Annotated in this window: 21 protein-coding genes; 9 read left to right on the top strand and 12 right to left on the bottom strand. The window is 30.5% G+C overall.

Translation table 11 applies throughout. The annotated features are described in order from the left end of the window. Both V7R38_RS03395 and V7R38_RS03390 read right to left on the bottom strand, forming a co-directional pair. Window positions 1-1,158, bottom strand: coding sequence for a 5-(carboxyamino)imidazole ribonucleotide synthase (locus V7R38_RS03395; RefSeq protein WP_334056053.1), 1,158 nt, complete (start codon window positions 1,156-1,158; stop codon window positions 1-3). Between the two features lie 53 nt (window positions 1,159-1,211). Next, a complete protein-coding gene (locus tag V7R38_RS03390) occupies window positions 1,212-1,628 on the bottom strand; it encodes a hypothetical protein (RefSeq protein WP_015481747.1) in 417 nt (138 codons plus the stop codon). Window positions 1,629-1,814: 186 nt separating this feature from the next. Here V7R38_RS03390 and greA point away from each other — a divergent pair, with 186 nt between their 5' ends. Then, a complete protein-coding gene (greA, locus tag V7R38_RS03385; RefSeq protein ID WP_015481748.1) occupies window positions 1,815-2,288 on the top strand; it encodes a transcription elongation factor GreA in 474 nt (157 codons plus the stop codon). Window positions 2,289-2,393: 105 nt separating this feature from the next. Then, on the top strand, window positions 2,394-2,783 hold the full coding sequence (locus tag V7R38_RS03380) for an HIT family protein (RefSeq protein ID WP_334056052.1): 390 nt from the start codon (window positions 2,394-2,396) through the stop codon (window positions 2,781-2,783). A 29-nt stretch (window positions 2,784-2,812) separates the two neighbouring features. On the opposite strand, the gene V7R38_RS03375 is transcribed toward V7R38_RS03380, so the two are convergent. Beyond that, a complete protein-coding gene (locus tag V7R38_RS03375) occupies window positions 2,813-3,970 on the bottom strand; it encodes a sensor histidine kinase (protein WP_334056051.1) in 1,158 nt (385 codons plus the stop codon). 78 nt (window positions 3,971-4,048) lie between these two features. Between V7R38_RS03375 and V7R38_RS03370 the strand changes: the two genes are divergently transcribed. Next, window positions 4,049-4,909 (top strand): flavin reductase family protein, encoded by an 861-nt coding sequence (locus V7R38_RS03370; RefSeq protein WP_334056050.1) that lies wholly within the window; start codon window positions 4,049-4,051, stop codon window positions 4,907-4,909. A gap of 5 nt (window positions 4,910-4,914) precedes the next feature. Beyond that, window positions 4,915-5,283 carry a DUF3127 domain-containing protein gene (locus V7R38_RS03365; protein WP_015481752.1) on the top strand — a complete coding sequence of 123 codons (369 nt, stop codon included), beginning with the start codon at window positions 4,915-4,917 and terminating at the stop codon, window positions 5,281-5,283. Between the two features lie 116 nt (window positions 5,284-5,399). Here the strand turns inward: V7R38_RS03365 and V7R38_RS03360 are convergent, their stop codons facing one another. Both V7R38_RS03360 and V7R38_RS03355 read right to left on the bottom strand, forming a co-directional pair. Continuing rightward, entirely contained in the window at window positions 5,400-5,654 is a 255-nt protein-coding gene (locus V7R38_RS03360; protein WP_334056049.1) for a DUF1456 family protein, read from the bottom strand. Between the two features lie 17 nt (window positions 5,655-5,671). Further along, complete coding sequence (locus V7R38_RS03355; RefSeq protein WP_438825584.1) at window positions 5,672-6,250, bottom strand: YqaA family protein; 579 nt, start codon at window positions 6,248-6,250, stop codon at window positions 5,672-5,674. Window positions 6,251-6,422: 172 nt separating this feature from the next. Here V7R38_RS03355 and aat point away from each other — a divergent pair, with 172 nt between their 5' ends. Then, on the top strand, window positions 6,423-7,055 hold the full coding sequence (gene aat / locus V7R38_RS03350; protein WP_334056047.1) for a leucyl/phenylalanyl-tRNA--protein transferase: 633 nt from the start codon (window positions 6,423-6,425) through the stop codon (window positions 7,053-7,055). A 59-nt stretch (window positions 7,056-7,114) separates the two neighbouring features. Further along, a complete protein-coding gene (locus tag V7R38_RS03345; protein ID WP_015481756.1) occupies window positions 7,115-7,459 on the top strand; it encodes a phage holin family protein in 345 nt (114 codons plus the stop codon). A gap of 2 nt (window positions 7,460-7,461) precedes the next feature. Here the strand turns inward: V7R38_RS03345 and V7R38_RS03340 are convergent, their stop codons facing one another. The 3 genes from V7R38_RS03340 to V7R38_RS03330 are packed head-to-tail and all read right to left on the bottom strand — an operon-like array spanning window position 7,462 to window position 11,795. Next, a complete protein-coding gene (locus V7R38_RS03340; RefSeq protein WP_334056046.1) occupies window positions 7,462-9,090 on the bottom strand; it encodes an FAD-dependent oxidoreductase in 1,629 nt (542 codons plus the stop codon). Window positions 9,091-9,125: 35 nt separating this feature from the next. Then, complete coding sequence (locus tag V7R38_RS03335) at window positions 9,126-10,082, bottom strand: L-threonylcarbamoyladenylate synthase (protein ID WP_334056045.1); 957 nt, start codon at window positions 10,080-10,082, stop codon at window positions 9,126-9,128. A gap of 36 nt (window positions 10,083-10,118) precedes the next feature. Continuing rightward, on the bottom strand, window positions 10,119-11,795 hold the full coding sequence (locus V7R38_RS03330; RefSeq protein WP_334056044.1) for an RluA family pseudouridine synthase: 1,677 nt from the start codon (window positions 11,793-11,795) through the stop codon (window positions 10,119-10,121). Window positions 11,796-11,972: 177 nt separating this feature from the next. Between V7R38_RS03330 and V7R38_RS03325 the strand changes: the two genes are divergently transcribed. After that, entirely contained in the window at window positions 11,973-12,656 is a 684-nt protein-coding gene (locus V7R38_RS03325) for a hypothetical protein (RefSeq protein ID WP_334056043.1), read from the top strand. A 71-nt stretch (window positions 12,657-12,727) separates the two neighbouring features. Here the strand turns inward: V7R38_RS03325 and V7R38_RS03320 are convergent, their stop codons facing one another. The 3 genes from V7R38_RS03320 to V7R38_RS03310 all read right to left on the bottom strand — a co-directional run bounded on the left by V7R38_RS03320 (window position 12,728) and on the right by V7R38_RS03310 (window position 17,262). Then, entirely contained in the window at window positions 12,728-13,357 is a 630-nt protein-coding gene (locus V7R38_RS03320; RefSeq protein WP_334056042.1) for a hypothetical protein, read from the bottom strand. A 193-nt stretch (window positions 13,358-13,550) separates the two neighbouring features. Beyond that, on the bottom strand, window positions 13,551-16,388 hold the full coding sequence (gene polA, locus V7R38_RS03315; RefSeq protein ID WP_334056041.1) for a DNA polymerase I: 2,838 nt from the start codon (window positions 16,386-16,388) through the stop codon (window positions 13,551-13,553). A 46-nt stretch (window positions 16,389-16,434) separates the two neighbouring features. Then, window positions 16,435-17,262 (bottom strand): sterol desaturase family protein, encoded by an 828-nt coding sequence (locus V7R38_RS03310; RefSeq protein WP_334056040.1) that lies wholly within the window; start codon window positions 17,260-17,262, stop codon window positions 16,435-16,437. A gap of 105 nt (window positions 17,263-17,367) precedes the next feature. On the opposite strand from V7R38_RS03310, the gene V7R38_RS03305 reads away from it, so the two are divergent. Together V7R38_RS03305 and V7R38_RS03300 are read left to right on the top strand one after the other, a co-directional pair. Continuing rightward, window positions 17,368-18,591, top strand: a complete 1,224-nt coding sequence (locus V7R38_RS03305) for a metallophosphoesterase (RefSeq protein ID WP_334056039.1) — start codon at window positions 17,368-17,370, stop codon at window positions 18,589-18,591. Between the two features lie 86 nt (window positions 18,592-18,677). Further along, entirely contained in the window at window positions 18,678-18,971 is a 294-nt protein-coding gene (locus V7R38_RS03300) for a thioredoxin family protein (RefSeq protein WP_015481765.1), read from the top strand. A gap of 51 nt (window positions 18,972-19,022) precedes the next feature. Here V7R38_RS03300 and V7R38_RS03295 read toward each other — a convergent pair whose 3' ends face one another. Next, window positions 19,023-22,142 carry a glycosyltransferase family 117 protein gene (locus tag V7R38_RS03295; RefSeq protein ID WP_334056038.1) on the bottom strand — a complete coding sequence of 1,040 codons (3,120 nt, stop codon included), beginning with the start codon at window positions 22,140-22,142 and terminating at the stop codon, window positions 19,023-19,025. Window positions 22,143-22,202: the final 60 nt, after the last annotated feature.

Here is a 22,202-nt window from a genome sequence, read left to right as displayed (position 1 = left end):
TTATTTGCTAATTACTCTTATTGTTTCTTTTACTTGTTGTGCTATTTCTCTTGCCTTATCAATATCTGAATTTACAATAGTAACATGCCCCATTTTACGAAAAGGACGAGTTTCTTTCTTACCATAAATATGAGGTGTAACTCCATCAATCTTTAAAATATCATTTAAATTTTCATAGATTACTTCTCCAGAATAACCTTCTTCACCTACTAAGTTTACCATAATTCCTGCAACTTTACTAGCAGTATTTCCTAAAGGAAGATTTAAAATTGATCGTAAATGCTGCTCAAATTGGCTGGTATAACTAGCTTCTATAGAATAATGACCTGAATTATGTGGTCTTGGAGCAACCTCGTTTACTAAGATTTGGTTGTCTACGGTTTGAAACATTTCTACAGCCAATAAACCAACAAAATCTAATTTACTTACTACATCTAAAGCAACTTCTCTAGCTTTTTCAGCAACTTTAAAATCTATTCTTGCTGGGCAAATTACATACTCTACCTGATTTGCTTCTGGATGAAATTCCATTTCCACAACAGGATATGTAGATACTTCACCATCTGCATTTCTTGCTACAATTACAGCCAATTCATTTTTAAACGGAATTAATTTTTCTGTAATACATTCTACCTTTGGTAAACTTTGTAAATCTTCAATATTTCTTACAATCTTTACTCCATTTCCATCATAACCAAAACGTGCAGCTTTCCAAACGAAAGGAAAATCAATAATATCATTTTCGTAAGAATGTATTAATTCTTGCAAATATGCATAATGAGAAAATTCTGCAGTTGGTATTTGATTATCTGCATAGAAATTTTTCTGACGAGCTTTACTTTGAATAATTCTTAAGTCTTTTGGTTTAGGATAAATAGCCAAACCTTCTTCTTCTAATTTATCTAAAGCATCTAAATTAACTTTCTCGATTTCTATGGTTAGTAAATCTACAGTTTTACCAAAATTATAAACTGCATCAAAATCCAATAAATCGCCAACCACAAAAGTGTTGCAAATCTCTGCACATGGTGCGTTTTTGTTACCATCTAAAATAGAAGTATGAATATCGAACTTTTGAGTATCAGCAAGTAACATTCTACCTAATTGACCTCCACCTAAAATTCCTAATTTAAAATCTGAAGAAAAATAATTTTTCACGATACTTTATGTTGAGTTTACGCAAAAATACGCATCTAAAATATAAGAAACTATTAAAAATTACTGATTCGAATTGAAGAGCCATTTTTTGTAACTCTGTATTCAATTGCTGGGCAATCGAAACCATCTTTTTGAGGTGCACCACCAAAATCAACGCTATACGTGCCATCATCACAAGAACATTTAAGTAACCTGTTTTCAAAAATCATTGGAGTTGTACAGTCATTGCTTGGGCAAAAACGATCAAAAGCAACAAAATCGGTACCGTTTTTATTGAATAATAGAATGCCTTTATTACCACCTGCAAGTTCTGCAAAACCACCTGGAGTTTGTGCATTTATTAAGCTTGGGTTGTTTAAATCTGTTACCACACTTACGTTAAAAGATCTAATACAATTGGCTAAATTGGTTGTATCTGAGCAATTTAGAAGTAAACTAAAAAGAAGTAAACAAGCTGTTTTTTTAATCATAATAGATTCCTGTTTCTGTAAAAACGATGACAAGTTACAAATATTTTGTACATTTGTAGTCTAATCTCATTCCTGAAAAGGCAATGAGATTTTTAAATTTACCTAAAAAGGTTTTTTAAATAATTATGTATGGTTTTCATTTGAAGATGTCTGATACAGAAAACGATACACTAAAAATATATTATAATGAGCGATATTTCATATTATTCTCCTGAAGGATTAAAAAAATTAAAGGAAGAATTACACCAATTAGAACAAGTAGAAAGACCTAGAGTTACTCAAGAAATTGCAGATGCAAGAGATAAAGGTGATTTGAGTGAAAATGCAGAATACCATGCAGCAAAAGAAGAGCAATCTCATTTAGAAACTAAAATTGCGAAACTCAAAAATGTAGTTGCTAATGCACGTATTTTAGATGAGAGCCAATTAGACACTTCTAAAATATTGATTCATTCTAACGTGAAAATTAAAAACACAGCTAATGGTATGGAATTTTCTTATAGATTAGTTGCAGATTCTGAAACTGATGTAAGAAATGGTAAATTATCTGTGAATTCTCCTATTGGTAAAGGTTTACTAGGTAAAGAAGTGGGCGAAATTGCAGAAATTCAAGTGCCAAGTGGAATAATGAAATTCGAAATTGTAGAAATTACTAGATAATTAGTAACTATAATGTATTTATAAATTCGGGTTTTGACTGCGTCAAAACCCGAATTCTTTTTTATATTTACTTGACAGCAACACCATCAATATAAACTAAATTGTATGAGCATTTTTACCAAAATTATTAACGGCGAAATACCTAGCTATAAGGTTGCAGAAAATGATGATTTTATTGCTTTTTTAGATATTAATCCTAACGCAAAAGGTCATACGTTAGTAGTTCCTAAAAAAGAGGAAAACAAAATTTTTGACTTGTCTAAGGAAGAATACACTAAGCTTATGGATTTTTCATATAGAGTAGCAAAAGCATTAGAAAAAGCAATAGAATGTAAAAGAATTGGAATGAGTGTTATAGGTTTAGAGGTACCTCATGTACATGTGCATTTAATACCAATAAATGAAATGGCAGATATGCAGTTTCAGCAAAAAACAAATCTTTCTTCAGAACAATTTGTAGAAATTGCAGCGACAATTGCTAGTAATTTTAAATAAAGAGATTTATTTTTAGAGAGGTACTCGTATTATATTTTATCAATAATTATTTGAAAGCTAGTTCCTTTGTTTATTTCAGACTTTTTTACAAAGATTTTTCCTTTATGATAATCTTCTATTATTCTTTTAGATAAAGATAAACCTAAGCCCCAACCTCGTTTTTTGGTGGTAAAACCTGGTTTAAAAATTTGTTTGAATAGCTTTTTAGACATTCCTTTTCCAGTATCTGAAACTGTAATTTTTACTTTCTTCTGCTTGTTTTCTATAGTAAGGTGTAAATCGCCTTTTCCAAGCATAGCATCAATAGCATTTTTAATCAAATTTTCTATAACCCAACCAAATAGCTCTGTATTTAAATTGGCAAAAATTTCTTTTTGAGAAGATGAGAAAGAGAACGAAATTTGCTTAGAACTTCTAGATTCTAAATAATCAAAAGCTTGCTTTGTAACCTCTACTATATTTTCTTTTTTTAGTTCAGGTACAGAACCAATTTTAGAAAATCTGTTAGCAATGGTATTTAATCTGTGAACATCTTTTTCTATTTCAACAATATAAGTTTCATCTACATTTTCCATTTTTAAAATAGAAATCCAACCTAAAAGAGATGATAAAGGTGTACCTATTTGATGCGCTGTTTCTTTAGCCATTCCTGTCCATAATTTGTTGGTTTCAGAAACTTTATTTGTTTTGTAGAACAAGTAAATTATAGCTAGAAAAAGCACAAGAATTAGCAAAAGTGCTAAAGGATAGTAGGTTAGTTTATTTAACAAATCTGAATCTCTATAATAGATATAATCTGTTTTACCCAAATAATCAACCTTAATTGGTTGATTTTGACTTTTCATAATTGCCAATTGTTCCTCTAAATATTCAGGATCATTTTCTTTTTTTGAGTCTAAATTATTAGAGCCTTTAATCTTACCATCATCACCAACTAAAATAAAAGGTATATCTCTTGTTTTGCTAATAATACTTAAAGGAAGGTTAGAAATATTCTGATCAAGGTCTGCCAAACTTTCTGTGTTTAGCTCTTTTATAGCCTCACCATGAATTTCCATTTTTGCTCTTTCAGCCTGTTTAAATTTTTGAAAAAAACGATAGGTATTCCAAAGAATTAAAGTAACAATTACTAAAGATATAAATAGCGTAATTCGTTTAAATAAAAGGGTGTTAGAGAATAATTTCATTAAAAACAAATATAAGGTTTCTACAATATAACTCCTTTCAAGATTAGATAGTATCTTTACAAGACTAAAATTTATATTATGCTTTCTATTGATCCAAAAGAAATTACAACAGGTAAATTACATGGGTATTTATTGGGCGCAATTGCACCAAGACCAATAGCTTTTGCAAGTACTGTAGATGCAGATGGTAACCCTAATTTATCACCTTACAGTTTTTTTAATGTATTTAGTTCTAACCCACCAACTATTATTTTTTCGCCTGCAAGAAGGGTTAGAGATAATACCATAAAACATACCTTAGAAAATGCTGAAGCTACTAGAGAAGTAGTAGTAAATGTAGTAAATTTTGATATTGTGCAGCAAATGTCTTTGAGTAGCACAGAATATGCAAAAGGAGTGAATGAGTTTGATAAAGCTGGTTTTACCATGTTAAAATCGGATGTTGTAAAACCATTTAGAGTAGCAGAATCTCCAGTGCAATTTGAATGTAAAGTAAAGGATATTATTTACACTGGTACAGAAGGTGGTGCAGGTAATTTAATTATTTGTGAAGTGGTTAAATTACATGTTTCTGAAGCGGTTTTGGCAGAAGATGGTTCTATAGATCAACATAAAATAGATTTAGTTGCAAGAGCAGGAGGTAGCTATTATTCTAGAGCTAGAGATGGTTTTTTCGAAATTCCGAAACCAATAGCAACCTTGGGTATTGGTGTAGATGCAATACCTTCTGAAATAAGAAATAGCACAGTATTAACAGGTAATAATTTAGGTATGTTAGGTAATGTAGAGCAATTACCAGATGCTATAACTGTTGATAACTTTAGCAAAGAACATCCAGAATTTATTGGGTTAGAAACTGTAAAAAAACATACATTTGCTCAGGAGTTTTTAAGTAAAAATGATGTAGAAAGTGCTTGGAAAGTGCTTTTATTAAAATAAGTATTATGGAAGTTATTGGTAAAATAAAATTAATTGGAGACGTACAAACATTTGGTGCAAACGGATTTAGAAAAAGAGATGTAGTTGTAACTACAGATGATCAATATCCGCAAATGATTAGTGTAGAATTTCATCAAGATAAAACAGATTTGTTAAACAATTACAATGTTGGGCAAGATGTAAAAATCTCTATTAATTTAAGAGGTAGAGAATGGATTAATCCTCAAGGAGAAGCAAAGTATTTTAATTCTATTGTAGGTTGGAGAATTGAAAACTTATCTTCAGCACCACAAGCAGGTAATTTACCTCCTGTAGATCAATTTGAGCCAGCAAGTAATGTTTCTAACGATGAACCAGATGATTTACCTTTCTAGATAATTAGAGTTTAAGAAAGTTAGATTTTTAGATAAAAATATAAAAGAGAGCATTCATTAAATGAATGCTCTCTTTTTATTTATAGATTCTATAAAAACAGTCTAAATGTCTAAAGCTAAACCTGTTTTTTTTCTTCTTTTTTCTTAGGCATTGGCCCCCTTAAATGAATAATTAATCCGTTTAAAAAATTACGTAAAAATTGATCTCCACATTCTACATACTTAGGATGATCTTCTTTTCTGAAAATTGCACCTAATTCGCCCTTAGTTACTTTAAAATCTACCAAAGCACAAATATCAATAATATCTGTGTCTCTTAATTTATGAGCAACTCTTAGTTTCTTAAAAATATCATTATTTGTTAATCCCATGCAACAAAGGTAAGGTTTTAATGTACCACTTTAAAAATTGCCCAGCCATAAATAGCATATCTAGCTAGCCTAAATAAACCAAAGAAAACAACATTTTTAAAAGGATATTTAATCATCCCAGCTGTTAAACAAGCTATTGCAAAAGGTAAAGGTAATAGTGCACCTACAAGAATTAAAACACCACCCCATTTTTGGATGTTTTGTAAACTTTTAGCCATTTTTACTTCTAAATACAGCCTAACCTTTTCTATTTTAGAAATGTATTTACCAATAAAATAAGAAATTAAACCACCACAATAAGAAAGTACTGCTAAAATAGATAGGTTTAAAATAGGGTCATCTGTTTTTTTTGTCCAAGCAATAAAAATTTCTGGCGGAATTAAACCTAATAAACTCTCAGATAAAAAAAACGTAGCTAAAACACTTCCTCTAGAGAACGTTTCTGTAAAGTGACGTAAACCATCATTTATATTGTAAACATATCTGTTAAACAGAAAAATTAAAAGAATTACACCTATAATAGGAAGAATTGCACTCTTTAAATTTCTACCAACAAAAGAATAAAAACCAGTTCGCTCATAATATTTATGAGTCAACTTAAAAATTTTTCTTTTGGATTTTTGTCTCTTTTTTCTTTTTATCATTTATATCTTTCCTCTCTTCAAAACAGTTTGCAAAAATAATGCAATAATCTCTAAATTTTAAGTTAAAATGAAAATTAAAGCATTCCTTTGTAAATAGTAAATTAGTAATAATTAGATTTTTAAGATGATTTGGCTTTCTGATAAAATTGAATTTCCTGATTATGCATACACTACCAAAGATGGTATTATAGCTTTGGGTGGAGATTTATCTGCTGAACGATTAATTTTCGCCTATGAAAATGGCATTTTTCCTTGGTTTTCTGAAGATGAGCCAATTGTTTGGTACTGCCCTTTAAAAAGAATGGTTTTGTATCCAGACGATTTGCGAATTTCAAAATCGATGCGAAGACTAATTAACAAGGAAACATTTACAATTACTGAAAACAAGAACTTTGAAGAGGTTATTTACAACTGTAAAAATATTGATAGGAATGATGGTTTAGGTACATGGATTACTAACGAAATGGAGCAAGCTTACATCAACTTACATAAAAAAGGTATTGCAAAATCTATAGAAGTTTGGCAAAATGATGTTTTAGTTGGTGGTTTATATGGTTTAGAAATTAATGATATTTTTTGTGGAGAAAGTATGTTTAGTAAAGTATCTAATGCTTCTAAAATAGCCTTTATTCATTTGGTAAAAAAGAGTAGTTATAAGTTAATTGATTGCCAAGTTTACAATTCTCATTTAGCAAGTTTAGGAGCAAAAGAAATTGAAAGAGCCACTTTTTTAAAGGTTTTAAAAAATTTAGACTAATTTTTTAATTTCAATTATTTATTAAAATTAATTACATTGCAATATCAATACGCCTGAAAATGAATACTTTTTTAAAAATCTTGTTAACGGCTTTAGCTGTTATTTTACTGTCTAATATTTTACCTGGAGTATCAATTTCAGGATATTTATCTGCCATTATTGTAGCCATTGTAATTGCCTTGCTAAATATGTTTGTCAGACCTTTATTAGTGTTTTTTACATTACCAGCAACCTTAGTAACTTTTGGGCTCTTCTTGTTTGTGATTAATGCAATTATAATTCTTTTAGCAGATAAGTTGGTAGATGGTTTTTCTGTATCAGGCTTTTTTGCTGCGCTGTTTTTTAGTATTCTGTTATCTATTTTTAGATCGTTCTTATTTTCATTATTTAAAGAGAAACAATAAACTTAAAATTCACTTAAAAAAGTATGAATTTGGCTCACAGCCATAGAACCTTCTCCAACTGCAGAAGCAACTCGTTTTACTGAACCTTTTCTAACATCACCTACAGCAAATATACCAGGAATACTAGCCTCTAAAGATTGTGGTTCACGTTTTTTGTAAATGTCGCAATCTGTCAATTTTTCTTTAATAAGAAGTTCTCCTGTACAGATAAAACCTTTTTTGTCTGTTACAACAATATCATTCAACCAAACTGTATTTGGTGCAGCACCAATAAAAGAAAATAAGTTTGAGGTTTCTAATTCAGATTTCTCGGTTTTATTAGTAGTCAATGTTATTTTTTCTAAATGATGATCTCCAAACAAATTCGTTACTTCTGTATTTATATGCACATCAATAACTTCAGAAGCGTTAATTCTTTGTACTAAATAATCGCTCATTTTAGCACCTAAATCATCACCTCTAATAATTACATGCACTTTTTTTGCTGTTTTAGATAAAAACATGGCTGCTTGTCCTGCAGAATTTCCACCACCAACAATTACAACATCTTGGTTTGCACAGTTTGAAACATCCATACCAGTTGCAGAATAATAAATTCCACAGCCTTCAAAATCTTGAACATTATCTATAGGTAGTTTTCTGTAAGCAGCACCAGTTGCAATAAGTAATGCTTTAGACTTTATAAGTTTACCATTAGTTGCACAAACTGTAAAATGATTTTTATTGTACTCTAAACTTTGGGCTCTGTGAGGAATAGATATATTACAGCCAAATTTTTGAGCTTGTATATATGCTCTATTGGCTAATTCACTGCCAGAAATTCCTGTAGGAAAACCTAAATAGTTCTCAATTTTAGAACTTTTTCCTGCTTGTCCTCCAGGAGCTTCACTGTCAATAGTAACCACACTTAAACCTTCTGAGGCAGCATAAACACTTGCAGCTAAACCAGATGGTCCAGCTCCGATTACTAAAACATCAAAAATTTTATCTTCAAAATCCATTAAAACACCACTATAAGTAGCAAGTTGTTCTATAGACGGATTTTTACATATTTTAGAGTTTCTATTAATTAGAAAAGGCAAATCGCTTTCAGACAAATTAAAATATTCTAGTAAGTCTTTGGCTTCTTCTTTGGTATCGATATCAATAAAATTGTACCAAATATGATTTTTCTCTAAGAAATCTCTAATAGAATAAGTTTCAGTTGAGTTCCCTGAACCAACCAACTTTAAACCACCAGAAATTTCATTTAAAACGGTTTCTTGCCTTAGCAGAAAGGCATCTAACAACACATCACTTAAATCACTATTTTTTCTAATTGCTTCTTTAAGTTGATCAGATTTAATTCGTAAAATTTTAGTGCCTTTTACAGCAATTGTATCAAACTGTGCTGCTCTATGTGAAAGCATTCCACTATCTCCAGTAAATTCATATTTTTTATGAACTACAATATCTTCATCATTATACGCATCGTAAATACGTACTTTACCTTCTAGAATAACAAAAAAATCGTACTGTTTATCACCTGAAGCAAACAAAGTACATTCTTCTTTGCAGGTTTCTTTTGTGCCAAATTGTTCTAATTTCTTAATCTGGTTGTAAATTAATTCTGGAAATCTTGAATCTTTCATATTACCAAATATATAGAATTTGATAATGAATTATGTTAAAATGCAGCACGTTTTAATCTGTCGTTCATCGATTTTCCTAGACCAAATTCTGGCAGTTTTTCTACAATAATTACATCTAAATTTAAATGATCTAATTGATGCATAGAATCGTATAAATTAGAGGCAGCTTCCTGTAGATTATTAGATCTGGATAGCCTAATTTCTGCATCAATAGTATTATCTTTAAACGATGTAGAGAATGATAAAACACCAATTTTTGAAGTTTTGTATTTCTCTATTTCACCTTTTACATTTGTAGTTAAAATAGTTTTGGTTTTGGGTGCATAATGCTTTTGTAGCATTCCTGGGGCATCTGGATTTTTCTCTTTTTCATTCATTACAGATACTGGTCCTACAACATTTTCTATTTCTTCTAAAGCCAAAGCTCCTAATCTATAGATAACTGGCTCATTATTATTAAAGCCAATTATGGTTGATTCAATTCCGTTTTTACAAGTACCACCATCTAAAACCATTTTAAGATTTTCTTTAAAATAACGCGCTACATGTTCTGGTTTTGTGGGGCTAATGTTATTAAAAGGATTTGCACTTGGAGCAGCTAAAGGAAAAGGTAATTTAGACAATAGCTCTAAAGTTGTTTTGTGGTTTGGTATTCTAACAGCAACCGTACTTTTACCAGCCGTAATTAAATCTGGAATATTTGGGTTCTTTTTTAAAACCAAAGTCATTGAACCAGGCCAAAATTTTTCTGCTAGTAATTTTGCTTTTGCAGGAATTTCAGCTACAATTTTATCTAATTGATCGATACCAGAAACATGAACAATTAACGGATTAAATAAAGGTCTTTGTTTGGTCTCAAAAATAGATTTTATGGCTTTTTCACTAAAGATATTACCAGCCAAACCATATACAGTTTCAGTAGGAATAGCCACCAACTCTTCGTTCTCTAAAATTGAAATAGCTTTTTGTATGTCTTTAGAAATAATGCTCATAAACCACAAAATTACACATAAAAAACTTTTATAGCTCTAAAAATCAGCATCAACTTTAAAAGTCATTTTCTCTTTAGTAGTTGGGTGTATAAATGAAATTTGTTCTGCATGTAAATGCAATCTATTCGATTTATTCCCATATAAATCATCACCAATTATAGGTGTATCTAAACCGTTTTTATGTGCTGAATGCACTCTTAATTGATGAGTTCTACCTGTAATAGGATAAAAGTAAACACGTGTTTTACCGTTTTCAATGCTAATTTTGGTCCATTTTGTTTCTGCATTTTTGCCATGAATAAAATCTACCAATTGCTTTGGCCTATCATCTAAATCAACTCTTAAGGGCAATTTAATTTTACCACTTTCTTTGGTTAGCATTCCATCTAACAAGGCTACATATCTTTTTTTAACAGTTCTGTTTATAAACTGACTTTGAACAATTTTATTGGCTTCTTTGGTTTTAGTAAGTACTAAAATGCCAGAGGTAGACATGTCTAATCGATGCACTATTAGTGGGCCAGTAGCATTAGGATATTGATTTTTAATTCTTGTATACACAGAATCTTTAATTGTTTTGCCAGGCACAGATAAAAATTCAGCAGGTTTGTTAACCACAATTAAATCATCGTCTTCAAAAATAATTTCTAAGTTTTTTTCTGATGATAAATTAGTCAATAAAGAATTAGAATCCATTTTTATATTTTGCAACATATGCCCCAAAATTGGTTTGCATCTACTTTGACATGCAGGATAATAATTTTTATGTTTTCTAATAGCCGAGTTTGGCGAAATTCCCCACCAAAATTCAGCCATACATATGGGTTTTAGGTTGTTGGCAAAAGCGTATTGCAATAATTTAGGAGCTGCACACTCACCAGAACCTGCAGAAGGTTGTACTTCTGGGTCATTAAAAATTTCTAATAAGGTTTTTGACTCTTTATCTTTATTTAGAAATGCATATTTGCTAAATAAGGTTTGTTGTAAAAAGTTAGACTTTTCTTTACGTTCTAATTTTAATGCCTCTATTTTATTGGTAAACCTATTTAATTTTGCTCTAAGGTCATTTAGTTTATCATCATAATAAGAGACCAATTCTTTATAGAAAAACTGCTGATTGTAACTTTCTTGCTTAAGCTGTTCTTCTAGTTTTTTAAAATCATTGCTAGTTAAACTAGTTTTGGCATCTTTCTTTTTTTGCTTTCTTAAAGATTTAGCTTTGTTTATTTTTTTACGTTGTTGCTCTAAATCTTTGGCAATAGATAGTTCTAATTCTTTTAAGGTTTTTAGTTGCTCTTTATATTCCGAATTTTCATTTAGTTTGGTTAGCTCTGCGTTTATAGCATCTATTTCTAGCTCTCCTTTAATATAAAAACTACCTTCTGTTCTCATATTAAAAACGGGTGGCACAAATTTATCTGGTAAACTTTTGTCTTGTAATTTACCAGAAAATGCTGCCAAATAACCTATCTCATCTTCTATATTTTTTACCACTAAAACACCGAACATTTTACCAATTGCATCTGTTGTTTCACTTTCGTTTAATCCAAAATTATGATTAAAATCTTTTTGAATAGACAAGTAATCTTGCAATTCTTTAGTCGCAACTTCTGCTAAATGATGAGGTTGATAATAAAAAGGAAAGGTAAATTTTTCGGGTAATTTTATCTTGGAAATATCCCTTTTAAAAAAATGAAAATGTTTTGGTATCATAGTTTTGCAGTGCAAAGATACTTAGTTTACGACTATTAATTGATTAATGAAAATGAGAATTAAGTTCCTTCGAAATTTATTCATAGAGTTAACAATTACATTTATTGCGTTAAATCAAAGTTTGGTATTGCTTTAGTTTTGTATCAAATAAAATCAAGAATTATGAAAACTATAAAAATGAAATCAATAAAATTATTTGCAACTGCATTAACTGTTACCAGTTTTATGATGGTTTCTTGTGATGTAAAGAAAGAGAACGCAGATAATGAGGAAATAATAGAGGTTGTAGAGGTTGAAAAAGATAATGTAGAGGTTGATGCTGATATGAACACTGAAAAAATAGCTGAGGTTGAGGTGAAAACTAGAACTTATAAAATGAAAGAACAAGAACCAATTGTATACGATTTAGATGCAAATGGAATTGCTGGTTTTGATGATTGGAGAGATTATACAGTAGTAAATTATGAGTTGGCAGAAATTAGAAAGGCAAACTATTTGACCACTGCTCAACGTATAAAAAACATGAACTACAGAATTGCAAATCTTGGTAATTCAATTCCTGCTTGGTTAAAAACAGAAGAAGTTATGGAAGATGTTTCAGACGTGCAGAAAGAGTACTTAGAGTTAATAGAAGATGCTGATGCTTCTGAAAATGAAATGAAAGAAAACTTAGAAGAATTATCAGAAAAGTTTGATGATTTAAAAGAGGAATTGGATGAAACTGTGCAAGAATATGTAAGGATTCATGAGAGTGCAATTGAAGAATTCAATGAAGAGTTTAAAAAAGGAAAAATTGAAGCAGCCATTGAAGAGTACAATGAAGAAATTAAAAAGATGGATAAAATTGTAGATAATAAATAATACAGTTTGCTAAGAAAAAGAATTAAAAATTGGAAAAAGAAAAAAAGAGGTAGATGAAAATCTACCTCTTTTTATTTTTGGTATGTAAATGCATCAAAAAGAACTGTGTTTTCTGATTTAGATGGAGTATCTCCCATAAAAAACAAGTTTTCAAGACTACAGTGTACTCTGAATTCAATATTACTTTTAACCTTAGTCTGTAGTTCTTTTACTAGCTTGTCATTAATAAACCATTTTACTAAATAGAAACCTTGAACGTCAATTAATTCCATTCTAAAATTAACATATTCTCCCATCTTAACAGGAAAGTGACTAGAGTTGGAAGGTGAAAATTGAGATACACAATACACTATTGCTTCATCAAGTTTTAAGCCTATTTTCTCTCGATCTTTTTTTTGACCAGAGCCAATTTCAAAATCAAATTCAAATTCTTCTTTATCATTATGATATAAAAACGCGCCAACACTTACTTGTTCAAAAAGTGTGAATTTAGGAACTAGAATTCTCCATGTATAGCTGCCAGTTGTAAATGTTTTCTTACTTCTAATTTTAACTCTATCATTTGTATTTGGTCTGGTTGAAAACTTTAGTTTGCCATCTTCAAGCTTATAAGTAGCAGGGCTTTTCCAAGAATTATTAATCCAATTATTTTTAAAGTCGCTCTTTTTATCAAAAGTCTCCATAAATATAGAATCATTCATAAGCATGGTTTTAGAAGTGCTACAACTTGAAGCAATTAATAGTAGTAAAACAATTAAAATTTTATGAAACTCGAAATTCATCATTGATGATAAAAGTTTGTGAACACTACTTAAAAAGCCAAAAATTGAATTAAACTTGTAATAATCGTGTTTATGGTAAATAATAACGATTTAAATTATGGCAAAAATGAATCTAATGCGCTTCTAACCAATTTTGGCCAATTCCCATTTCTACATCTAATGGTACAGTCATTTTAAATGCATTCTCCATTTCGTGTTTTATAATAGGTTTAATAATTTCTAATTCATCTTTATGAGCATCGAAAACCAATTCATCATGCACCTGCAATAACATTTTAGATTTAAAACCTTCTTGAATGAATCTATTATGAATATTAATCATGGCTAGTTTTATAATATCTGCAGCAGAGCCCTGTATTGGAGCGTTCACGGCATTTCTTTCTGCACCACTTCTCACCATAGCATTTCTAGAATTAATGTCTTTTAAATACCTACGTCTGTTTAAAACGGTTTCTACATAACCATGTTCTCTAGCAAAATCTACTTGAGCAGACATGTATGCTTTTAACTTAGGATATGTTTCATAATACGTATCAATCAATTCTTTGGCTTCACCTCTGCTTAATTCTGTTTGGTTACTTAAACCAAAAGCAGATACTCCATAAACAATACCAAAGTTTACAGTTTTGGCATTACTTCTTTGTTCGCGAGTAACATCATTTATATCAACACCAAAAACTTTAGCAGCAGTAGAAGCATGAATATCTTCGCCATTTTTAAAAGCATTTATCATGGTTTCTTCTTTACTTAAAGCTGCAATAATTCGCAATTCTATTTGGCTGTAATCAGCTGCCAATAAAACATAATTTTCGTCTTTTGGTACAAATGCTTTACGCACTTCACGTCCTCTTTCAGTTCTTATTGGTATGTTTTGTAGGTTAGGATTGTTAGAGCTTAATCTACCAGTTGCAGCAACAGCTTGCATGTATTGTGTGTGAATTCTACCTGTTTTTTTATTTATTTCGTTAGGTAAGGCATCAACATAGGTACTTTGTAGTTTTTTGTATTGCCTATATTCTTGAATGTCTCTAATTATTTTATGGTCTTTAGCTAAGAATGATAAAATATCTTCGCCTGTTTTATATTGACCTGTTTTGGTTTTTTTAGGCTTATCTACCAACTTCATATTTTCGAACAAAACAATTCCTAATTGTTTTGGAGAGGCGATATTAAATTCTTCTCCTGCCTGTTCGTAAATTTCTTTTTCTAATCTATTTATGTCATCAGTTAAAGCCGTAGAAAGTTGTTTTAGAAAGTCTGTATCTACATTGATTCCTTCAATTTCCATAGCTGTTAAAACAGATACTAAAGGCAATTCTACTTTGTTAAAAAGTTCAGTAACATTACCACTATCTAATTCTTTGGTAAAGTGCTGTTTTAGTTGATAGGTAATATCTGCATCCTCAACAGCATATTCTGTTTGATCTTTTATAGGAACAACCCTCATAGAAAGCTGATTTTTACCTTTTTTACCAATTAGTTCTGTGATTGAAACTGGTTGGTAATTCAAATACGTTTCAGCCAAAACATCCATATTATGCCTCATATCAGGGTTGATGAGGTAATGAGCAATCATAGTATCGAACAATTTACCTTTAACAGGCATGTTGTAATTAGATAAAACCTTAATATCATATTTTAAATTATGACCAACCTTCTCTATCGTTTCTGATTCAAAAAATGGTCTAAATTCCTCTAAAATAGCTTTTGTTTCTTCTTGATTTTCTGGAAATGAAACATAGTATCCCTTACCATTTTCATAAGAAAATGCAATACCTATTAACTCAACTTCTAATGCTTTTAATCCTGTAGTTTCTGTATCAAAACAAACAGAAGGTTGTTGTAATAATTTTTTAATTAACAGTTTACGAGATAATGCACTATCTATGTGCTGATAAAAATGATTTGTGTTGTTTATGGTTTTAAAGCCAGATAAACTTTCTTCTTGAGTGATACTGCCAGAACCAGGTGCTGCAAATAAATCAAACTGACCTTCTGCATTTGTTGCCGATTTTTTAGTGTTGCTTTCACTTTTAGTATCTATTTCAGCTGTTTTTGTGGTGGTTTCTGTAGCAAATGTTTTTAAGAAGTTTGTTAAAAGGTTTCTGAATTCTAATTCATTAAAGATTTCTTTTACTTTTTCTACATCTGGCTGATCTAATGTAAAATCTTTGGCATTGAAAGAAACAGGAACATCTAACATAATCGTAGCAAGCTTTTTAGAAAGTAAACCAAGTTCACCATTTGCTTCTACCTTTTCTTTCATTTTACCTTTTAATTGATCTGTGTTAGCCAATAAGCCTTCCATAGAACCAAATTGCGCTAGGAATTTCTTTGCAGTTTTTTCACCAACTCCAGGTAAACCAGGAATGTTATCTGCAGAATCACCCATCATTCCTAAAAAGTCGATTACTTGTAAAGGATCTGTAACTTGAAATTTTTCTAAAACTTCTGGAACACCCCAAATGTCATAACCACCTCCAAAACGTGGCTTGTACATGAAGATATTTTCTGAAACTAATTGTGCAAAATCTTTATCGGGAGTAACCATAAAGGTTTTAAAACCTTCTTTCTCTGCTTGCTTAGAAAGTGTACCTATAACATCATCTGCCTCAAAACCTTCTTTAACCATAATTGGTATGTGCATGGCTTCTAAAATATTGCAGATGTAAGGTATTGCTTGCGTAATTGGTTCTGGAGTAGCATCTCTATTTGCTTTGTATTCTTGAAACATTTCTACTCTATCTGTGCTACCACCTTTATCAAAACATACTGCTAAATGATCTGGTCTTTCACGTTTAATAACATCTAATAGAGAGTTCATAAACCCCATAATAGCAGATGTATCTAGACCCTTAGAGTTTATTCTTGGGTTCTTTATAAATGCGTAATATCCTCTGAAAATTAATGCATAAGCATCAACTAGAAAAAGTCTTTTTTGATCTGCCATTTTATCTTTATTTCTTAAAAGATAAAACTACAAAAACTAAAATAAATTACCCTTTATATTCTGCTGATTTTAGGCCTTTTTGAAAAGGTGCTTTTAGTTGATAAAGTACATCATCTGATTTTTCCGCATCCAAAATATCTACACCATAAATAATATCATTTGTATCTTCATAAATGAAGGTTCCAAAGATTCTATCCCAAAAAGAAAAAATATTTCCAAAATTAGTGTCTGTCCAAGGCATTACATGATGATGATGAAATTTATGAGTATTAGGTGAGATAAAAACGTAACTAATAGCCTTATCTAACCAAGGAGGTAGTTGAATATCTGCGTGTGAAAAATAGGTAAAAAGCACGGTTAAAATTCGGTAAATTAAATAATAGGCTAGAGGTAAACCTGCTATAATAATGCCTAATAGAGCAAAGGTTTCTCTAAATATAAAATCTATTGGATGATGTCTTGTGCCAGAAGTTACATCTACATGCCTATCACTATGATGCACAGTGTGAAAACGCCACATTACTGGTATTTTATGTAGCATAAAATGCACCACATATTGAGACATAAAGTCTAGTATCATTATAGCTAAAATAACCTCTACCCAAACAGGAAAATCAACTAAATTTAACAAGCCAAAATTATTAGTATCTAACCAAAGAAAAATACCTACAGTTAAAAGCCCAAAAACAACATTTATTAATATTGTTGAACCTAATAAAACAAAGTTGGTTTTGGCATGCTTCCATTTGTTGTATTTGTGTTTTTTGAGGGGGTAAATACCTTCTAATATCCAAAAAACAGCCAAACAACTTATAATCCATATTAGTTTTTGTACACTAGTTAGGTTCTCAAAAAAAGCCACAATTGCATCCATATACCTTGAAAATTAATCTTATAAATCTAAGAAAAACTTTAACAAGTTGTTAAAAATCAATCGTTTTTTAACAGTTATCTTTGTGAATTCTAAAAAACAACTTCTATGCCTCGTTGGTTAATTCCTTTAATAATCTTAGTTATTGTAATTGTTGCAGTAGAGATTTATACTTTTCAAGCATTTAAAACATTATCTAAAAATAAGTGGGTTCGCTTTTCATTTTTAGTAGTTAGTATTGCTGTTTATATTAACTTTTTAATTACCATGCTAACCTATGATAGAGGTAATGGGCAAACACCGCAATTTCAAATGGCAATGGGGTTATTGTTAACCTTTTCGATACCAAAATTAGTGGTAATTATTTTTCTCTTTGGAGAAGATGTTTATAGATGGATTGTAAAATTAATATCTGCAGTTTCTAATGGAGAAACACAGCCAATACCTAGTAGAAGAAAATTTATTTCTCAATTGGCTTTAGGTATTGCTGCTATACCATTTGTTTCTTTTATTTACGGTATTATACAAGGTAAATACAACTATAAAGTCATTAAGTATCAATTAACTTTTGATGATTTACCAGCAGCATTCGATGGTTATACCATTACTCAAATTTCAGACATTCACTCAGGTAGTTTTACCAATAGAGAAAAAATACAATATGGGGTAGATTTAATTAATGAGCAGCAATCAGATTTATTATTATTTACAGGTGATATTGTAAATAATAAGGCAGATGAAATGGATGATTGGATTGATGTTTTTGATAAACTTACAGCAAAAGAAGGCAAATACGCAATTCTAGGAAATCATGATTATGGAGATTATATGGATTGGAAAACGCCACAAGATAAAATTGATAATTTCGAGAAAGTAAAGAATATTCACAGAAGAATTGGTTTTGATTTGTTGCTTGATGAACACAGGTATATTGAAAAAGATGGCGAGAAAATTGCTCTTTTGGGTGTAGAAAATTGGGGAAAAGGATTTAACCAAGCAGGAGATTTGGCAAAGGCTTCAGCTGGTGTAAGTAAAGACGATTTTAAAATATTAATGAGTCATGATCCTAGTCATTGGCAAGAAAAAGTAAAGAAAGACGATTTTAATTATCATTTAACGTTAAGTGGTCATACTCATGGTTTACAAATGGGAATTGAGATTCCAGGATTTTTAAAATGGAGTCCTTCTCAATATGTTTACAAACAATGGGCTGGCTTGTATGAAGAGTTTGGTCGATTTATAAATGTAAATAGAGGTTTTGGTTATCATGCTTTTCCTGGTAGAGTTGGTATTTGGCCAGAAATAACAGTTATAGAATTGAAAAAAGCCTGATTATCAGCTTATTTAATTAGAATTGCTATATTTGTAGCAATAGACACAAAAACTATATTATTTTTTTAGTTTAAAAAAATACAGTTATGACAAAATTTGGAGAATTAATTAGTGTTGAGAAACCAGTTTTAATTGACTTTTATCAAGATTGGGATGATGTGCAAGCCACAGTAGATACCTTAAGAGATGTTGCTGCAGCATTGGGTGATAGAGCAAAAGTAATTAAGATTGATATTAAGAAAAATGAAACCTTGGCAGATGCTTTAAGAGTTAAAGGTAATCCTACTTTTATGATTTATAAAAATGGAGAAATGAAATGGCGTCAAACAGGTTTTCAAGATGCAAATACCTTAATTGGTTTGGTTCAGAAATACGTTTAAGAAATTATATTATTAAAAAAAACCGCAAACTTTAAAGTTTGCGGTTTTTTTTTATTCTGTTTCTTCTGGCATGATATGCTGAAAAAGATTTAGCGTTTTGTTAAACTCATCTTGTAATTCTTGTATGAATTCTTGATCTGAATCGTATCGTGAAACTTGATCTATAACACCTCTATATAAATATCTAAAGGTAACATCAAATTCTTCGAAAATGATATCAAAATCATCAGATGAAAAGGTGCTAAACCAAATTAATTTTTCTCTAAATAAACGAATTAAATCTTCTGCTGCTGTTCTCGCTTTTTTAACTTCACCTAATTGATAATACATTTCTGGATAATCCATAGACAAGCTATAGTGGTCAAAATCTTCAATTGGCATTTTCTCTAAAGAAAGGTCTAAAACTTCGATTGCTTTAATAGTATCACCTTCTTCCGCAAATGCTGCAGATAAACGTATTAAACTATTTCTCAAAGAAATAACGTTTCTTTTGGTTTGCTCATCTAAATAGATTTTACCATCGTTAATATTTCTCCATTCCCATTTCTTGACATTGCTGTACATTTTATCAGGATCGATTCTACCAATATCAAAGAGCGTAAGTTCACGAACTACCTGTCCATTTTCATTGTAAACTTTAGTTGGTGTTTTTATTGGTACTAATTTAAAAGCAACACCATCTAATTGTAAATAGTCTTTCAGCCAAATATATTCGCTATTTGTGTTAGAGCCACCTGTAAAATAAATTGGTCTTTCCCAATTAAAATTATTTAAGATGTCTAGCATTAAAATAGTGTTTTTAGCAATGGCTCTATCAATAGTAATATCGATATAAGGCACAATTTTATCGGCATCTTTCTGAGCTACAATTCCGTTTTTTAATACATTTTCTTTGTTTACAGGAATACGAATTTTGTTGGTTGGTAAAATCTTTTCAGGATTACCATCTTCATCTAAATCGTAAAAAGTTCTTTTGCTATCACTTCTAATCCATTTCATGAAATCGTTTAAATCTAAAACAGAATCTTTTAGTTGAGGAAATAATTCTTGAAAATAGTAAGCAACATCTAATGTTCCATATTTGTATTCATCATGTGTTAATTGAGATGGAATAGGTTCTGCATCATAACTCTTTTTCTTCATTTGGTCTATGTACCAATCTGTTTGAAAAAGACTTGTGTTAACCAGTTTCACATCGGTTCTAATGCCTTCTACTTCTTGCATATACCAAAGAGGAAAAGTATCATTATCACCAATGGTAAACATAATAGCATTAGGATCCGTGCTTTCTAAATACGCTTGTGCATTTAAACGAGTGGTGTATCTATTAGACCTATCATGGTCATCCCAGTTTTGAAAAGCCATTAAAGTTGGTACCCCTAATAAACAAAGTACAGTTACTGCAATAGCTACTTTTTTACGGGTTGCGAAATTTTTAAGGTACTCATAAAGTGCTAAGACTCCAAAACCTACCCAAATTGCAAAAATGTAAAAACTACCTACAACTGCATAATCTCTTTCTCTAGGTTCAAAAGGTTTTGGATTTGTGTAAAAAATAATTGCAAAACCAGTGAAGGCAAAGAATAGAAATAGTGCAAAGAAGTTTCGTTTGTCCCACTTTATTTGAAAAAACAAACCAACTAAACCTAATAATAGAGGTAAGAAATAATAGGTGTTTCTACCTTTATTTAATAAAGCTTGCCAAGGCAACATTTCTTGCGATCCTAGTCTTGCTTCATCAATAAAATCAATTCCACTCAACCAGTTTCCATTAAAAATATCTAATCTTCCTTGAATATCATTTTGTCTACCTACAAAATTCCACATAAAATAACGTCCATACATATAGCCAAATTGATAGCTAACCATAAACTTTATATTTTCTGCAAAAGTTGGTCTTCTTTGGCTGTTTTTTGGAATACCAGCAATAGCTTTGTATTTTTCTTCTGAAGCAGGATTTACCATTCTTGGAATAAATCCTTTATGTTTATCTGAATAATTAGGTAATACATCTTTGTAAACATTAACAATTACGTATTTACCATCTTTCTTTTCATACTTAGGTTTATCATCTCTAGTAGGGTTTTCTCTGTCTCTTTCATCACTATACTTGTTAGAGTAATATGTGTCGTAAAAAACATTAGCATCTCCATATTGTTCACGCTCATAGTAAGCTAACAATTCTCTTGCACTAGAAGGGTTATTCTCATTAATAGTTGTATTTGCATTTGCTCGTATAGGTAGCATCATCCAAGATGAAAAACCAATAACTATAAATAATAAGGATAAGATTAAAGTATTTGCAGTTAGCTTGTTTTTCTTTCTGGTAAACTTTAAACCAAAAAAGAAAAGAGCTACTAATATAATTGCAGCAATAATACTACCAGAATTGTAAGGCAAACCAACAGAGTTGATAAAAAATAATTCTGATGCACTAAAGAATTTTAAAGTAAAAGGAAATATAAATTTAAAAACCAAGATCAGAACAAATACTGAGAAAATTGTAGCAATTGCAGAGGTTTTAAGGTTGATGTTTTTGTACGTCTTAAAGAAATATAACATTACAATTGCTGGTATTACCAACAACGAAAGAATGTGCACTCCAAAAGATAAACCTACTACAAAACTTATAAGAACTAACCATTTATTACCTCTTGGTGTATGAATTTCGCTTTCCCATTTTAAACCTAGCCAAAATAAAAGAGCCATTAAAAATGATGACATTGCATAAACTTCGCCTTCAACTGCACTAAACCAAAAGCTATCTGAAAAAGTATAGGTTAAAGAACCAACCAAACTACTACCTAGTACAGCTATTCTTTTACCTTTAGATACATTACCTGTCTTTGCAGATAGTTTTAAAGCCAAATTACTAATAGTCCAAAACATGAATAAAATGGTAAATGCGCTGGCTAGAGCAGACATAAAGTTTACCATTTTTGCAATTTGTGAAACGTCTGTAGTAAACATTGCAAAAAACGCACCTAACATTTGAAATAGAGGTGCTCCTGGAGGATGCCCAACTTCTAATTTTACAGAGGTAGCAATATATTCTCCAACATCCCAAGCACTTACAGTTGGTTCTAAAGTTAAACTATAAGTAATTAAGGCAATTGCAAATGTAACCCACCCTAAAATGATGTTCCATTTTTTATAATTTTCTACTGTCATTTTTCAAGTAATAATATCTTAGCGAATGTACTAATAAATATGAAAAAAAGAAGGTTTTGT

This window comes from Polaribacter sp. P097 (genome assembly GCF_036864555.1).
Classification (GTDB): domain Bacteria; phylum Bacteroidota; class Bacteroidia; order Flavobacteriales; family Flavobacteriaceae; genus Polaribacter.
Note: the sequence above shows the minus strand (reverse complement) of the source record. Positions and strands in the feature narration are given on the sequence as shown.

Coding starts and splice junctions, on each gene's coding strand:
- V7R38_RS03390 (WP_015481747.1), bottom strand. CDS start 1,628: ATGATTAAAAAAACAGCTTGTTTACTTCTTTTTAGTTTACTTCTAAAT.
- greA (WP_015481748.1), top strand. CDS start 1,815: ATGAGCGATATTTCATATTATTCTCCTGAAGGATTAAAAAAATTAAAG.
- V7R38_RS03380 (WP_334056052.1), top strand. CDS start 2,394: ATGAGCATTTTTACCAAAATTATTAACGGCGAAATACCTAGCTATAAG.
- V7R38_RS03375 (WP_334056051.1), bottom strand. CDS start 3,970: ATGAAATTATTCTCTAACACCCTTTTATTTAAACGAATTACGCTATTT.
- V7R38_RS03370 (WP_334056050.1), top strand. CDS start 4,049: ATGCTTTCTATTGATCCAAAAGAAATTACAACAGGTAAATTACATGGG.
- V7R38_RS03365 (WP_015481752.1), top strand. CDS start 4,915: ATGGAAGTTATTGGTAAAATAAAATTAATTGGAGACGTACAAACATTT.
- V7R38_RS03360 (WP_334056049.1), bottom strand. CDS start 5,654: ATGGGATTAACAAATAATGATATTTTTAAGAAACTAAGAGTTGCTCAT.
- aat (WP_334056047.1), top strand. CDS start 6,423: ATGATTTGGCTTTCTGATAAAATTGAATTTCCTGATTATGCATACACT.
- V7R38_RS03345 (WP_015481756.1), top strand. CDS start 7,115: ATGAATACTTTTTTAAAAATCTTGTTAACGGCTTTAGCTGTTATTTTA.
- V7R38_RS03340 (WP_334056046.1), bottom strand. CDS start 9,090: ATGAAAGATTCAAGATTTCCAGAATTAATTTACAACCAGATTAAGAAA.
- V7R38_RS03335 (WP_334056045.1), bottom strand. CDS start 10,082: ATGAGCATTATTTCTAAAGACATACAAAAAGCTATTTCAATTTTAGAG.
- V7R38_RS03330 (WP_334056044.1), bottom strand. CDS start 11,795: ATGATACCAAAACATTTTCATTTTTTTAAAAGGGATATTTCCAAGATA.
- V7R38_RS03325 (WP_334056043.1), top strand. CDS start 11,973: ATGAAATCAATAAAATTATTTGCAACTGCATTAACTGTTACCAGTTTT.
- V7R38_RS03320 (WP_334056042.1), bottom strand. CDS start 13,357: ATGAATGATTCTATATTTATGGAGACTTTTGATAAAAAGAGCGACTTT.
- polA (WP_334056041.1), bottom strand. CDS start 16,388: ATGGCAGATCAAAAAAGACTTTTTCTAGTTGATGCTTATGCATTAATT.
- V7R38_RS03310 (WP_334056040.1), bottom strand. CDS start 17,262: ATGGATGCAATTGTGGCTTTTTTTGAGAACCTAACTAGTGTACAAAAA.
- V7R38_RS03305 (WP_334056039.1), top strand. CDS start 17,368: ATGCCTCGTTGGTTAATTCCTTTAATAATCTTAGTTATTGTAATTGTT.
- V7R38_RS03300 (WP_015481765.1), top strand. CDS start 18,678: ATGACAAAATTTGGAGAATTAATTAGTGTTGAGAAACCAGTTTTAATT.
- V7R38_RS03295 (WP_334056038.1), bottom strand. CDS start 22,142: ATGACAGTAGAAAATTATAAAAAATGGAACATCATTTTAGGGTGGGTT.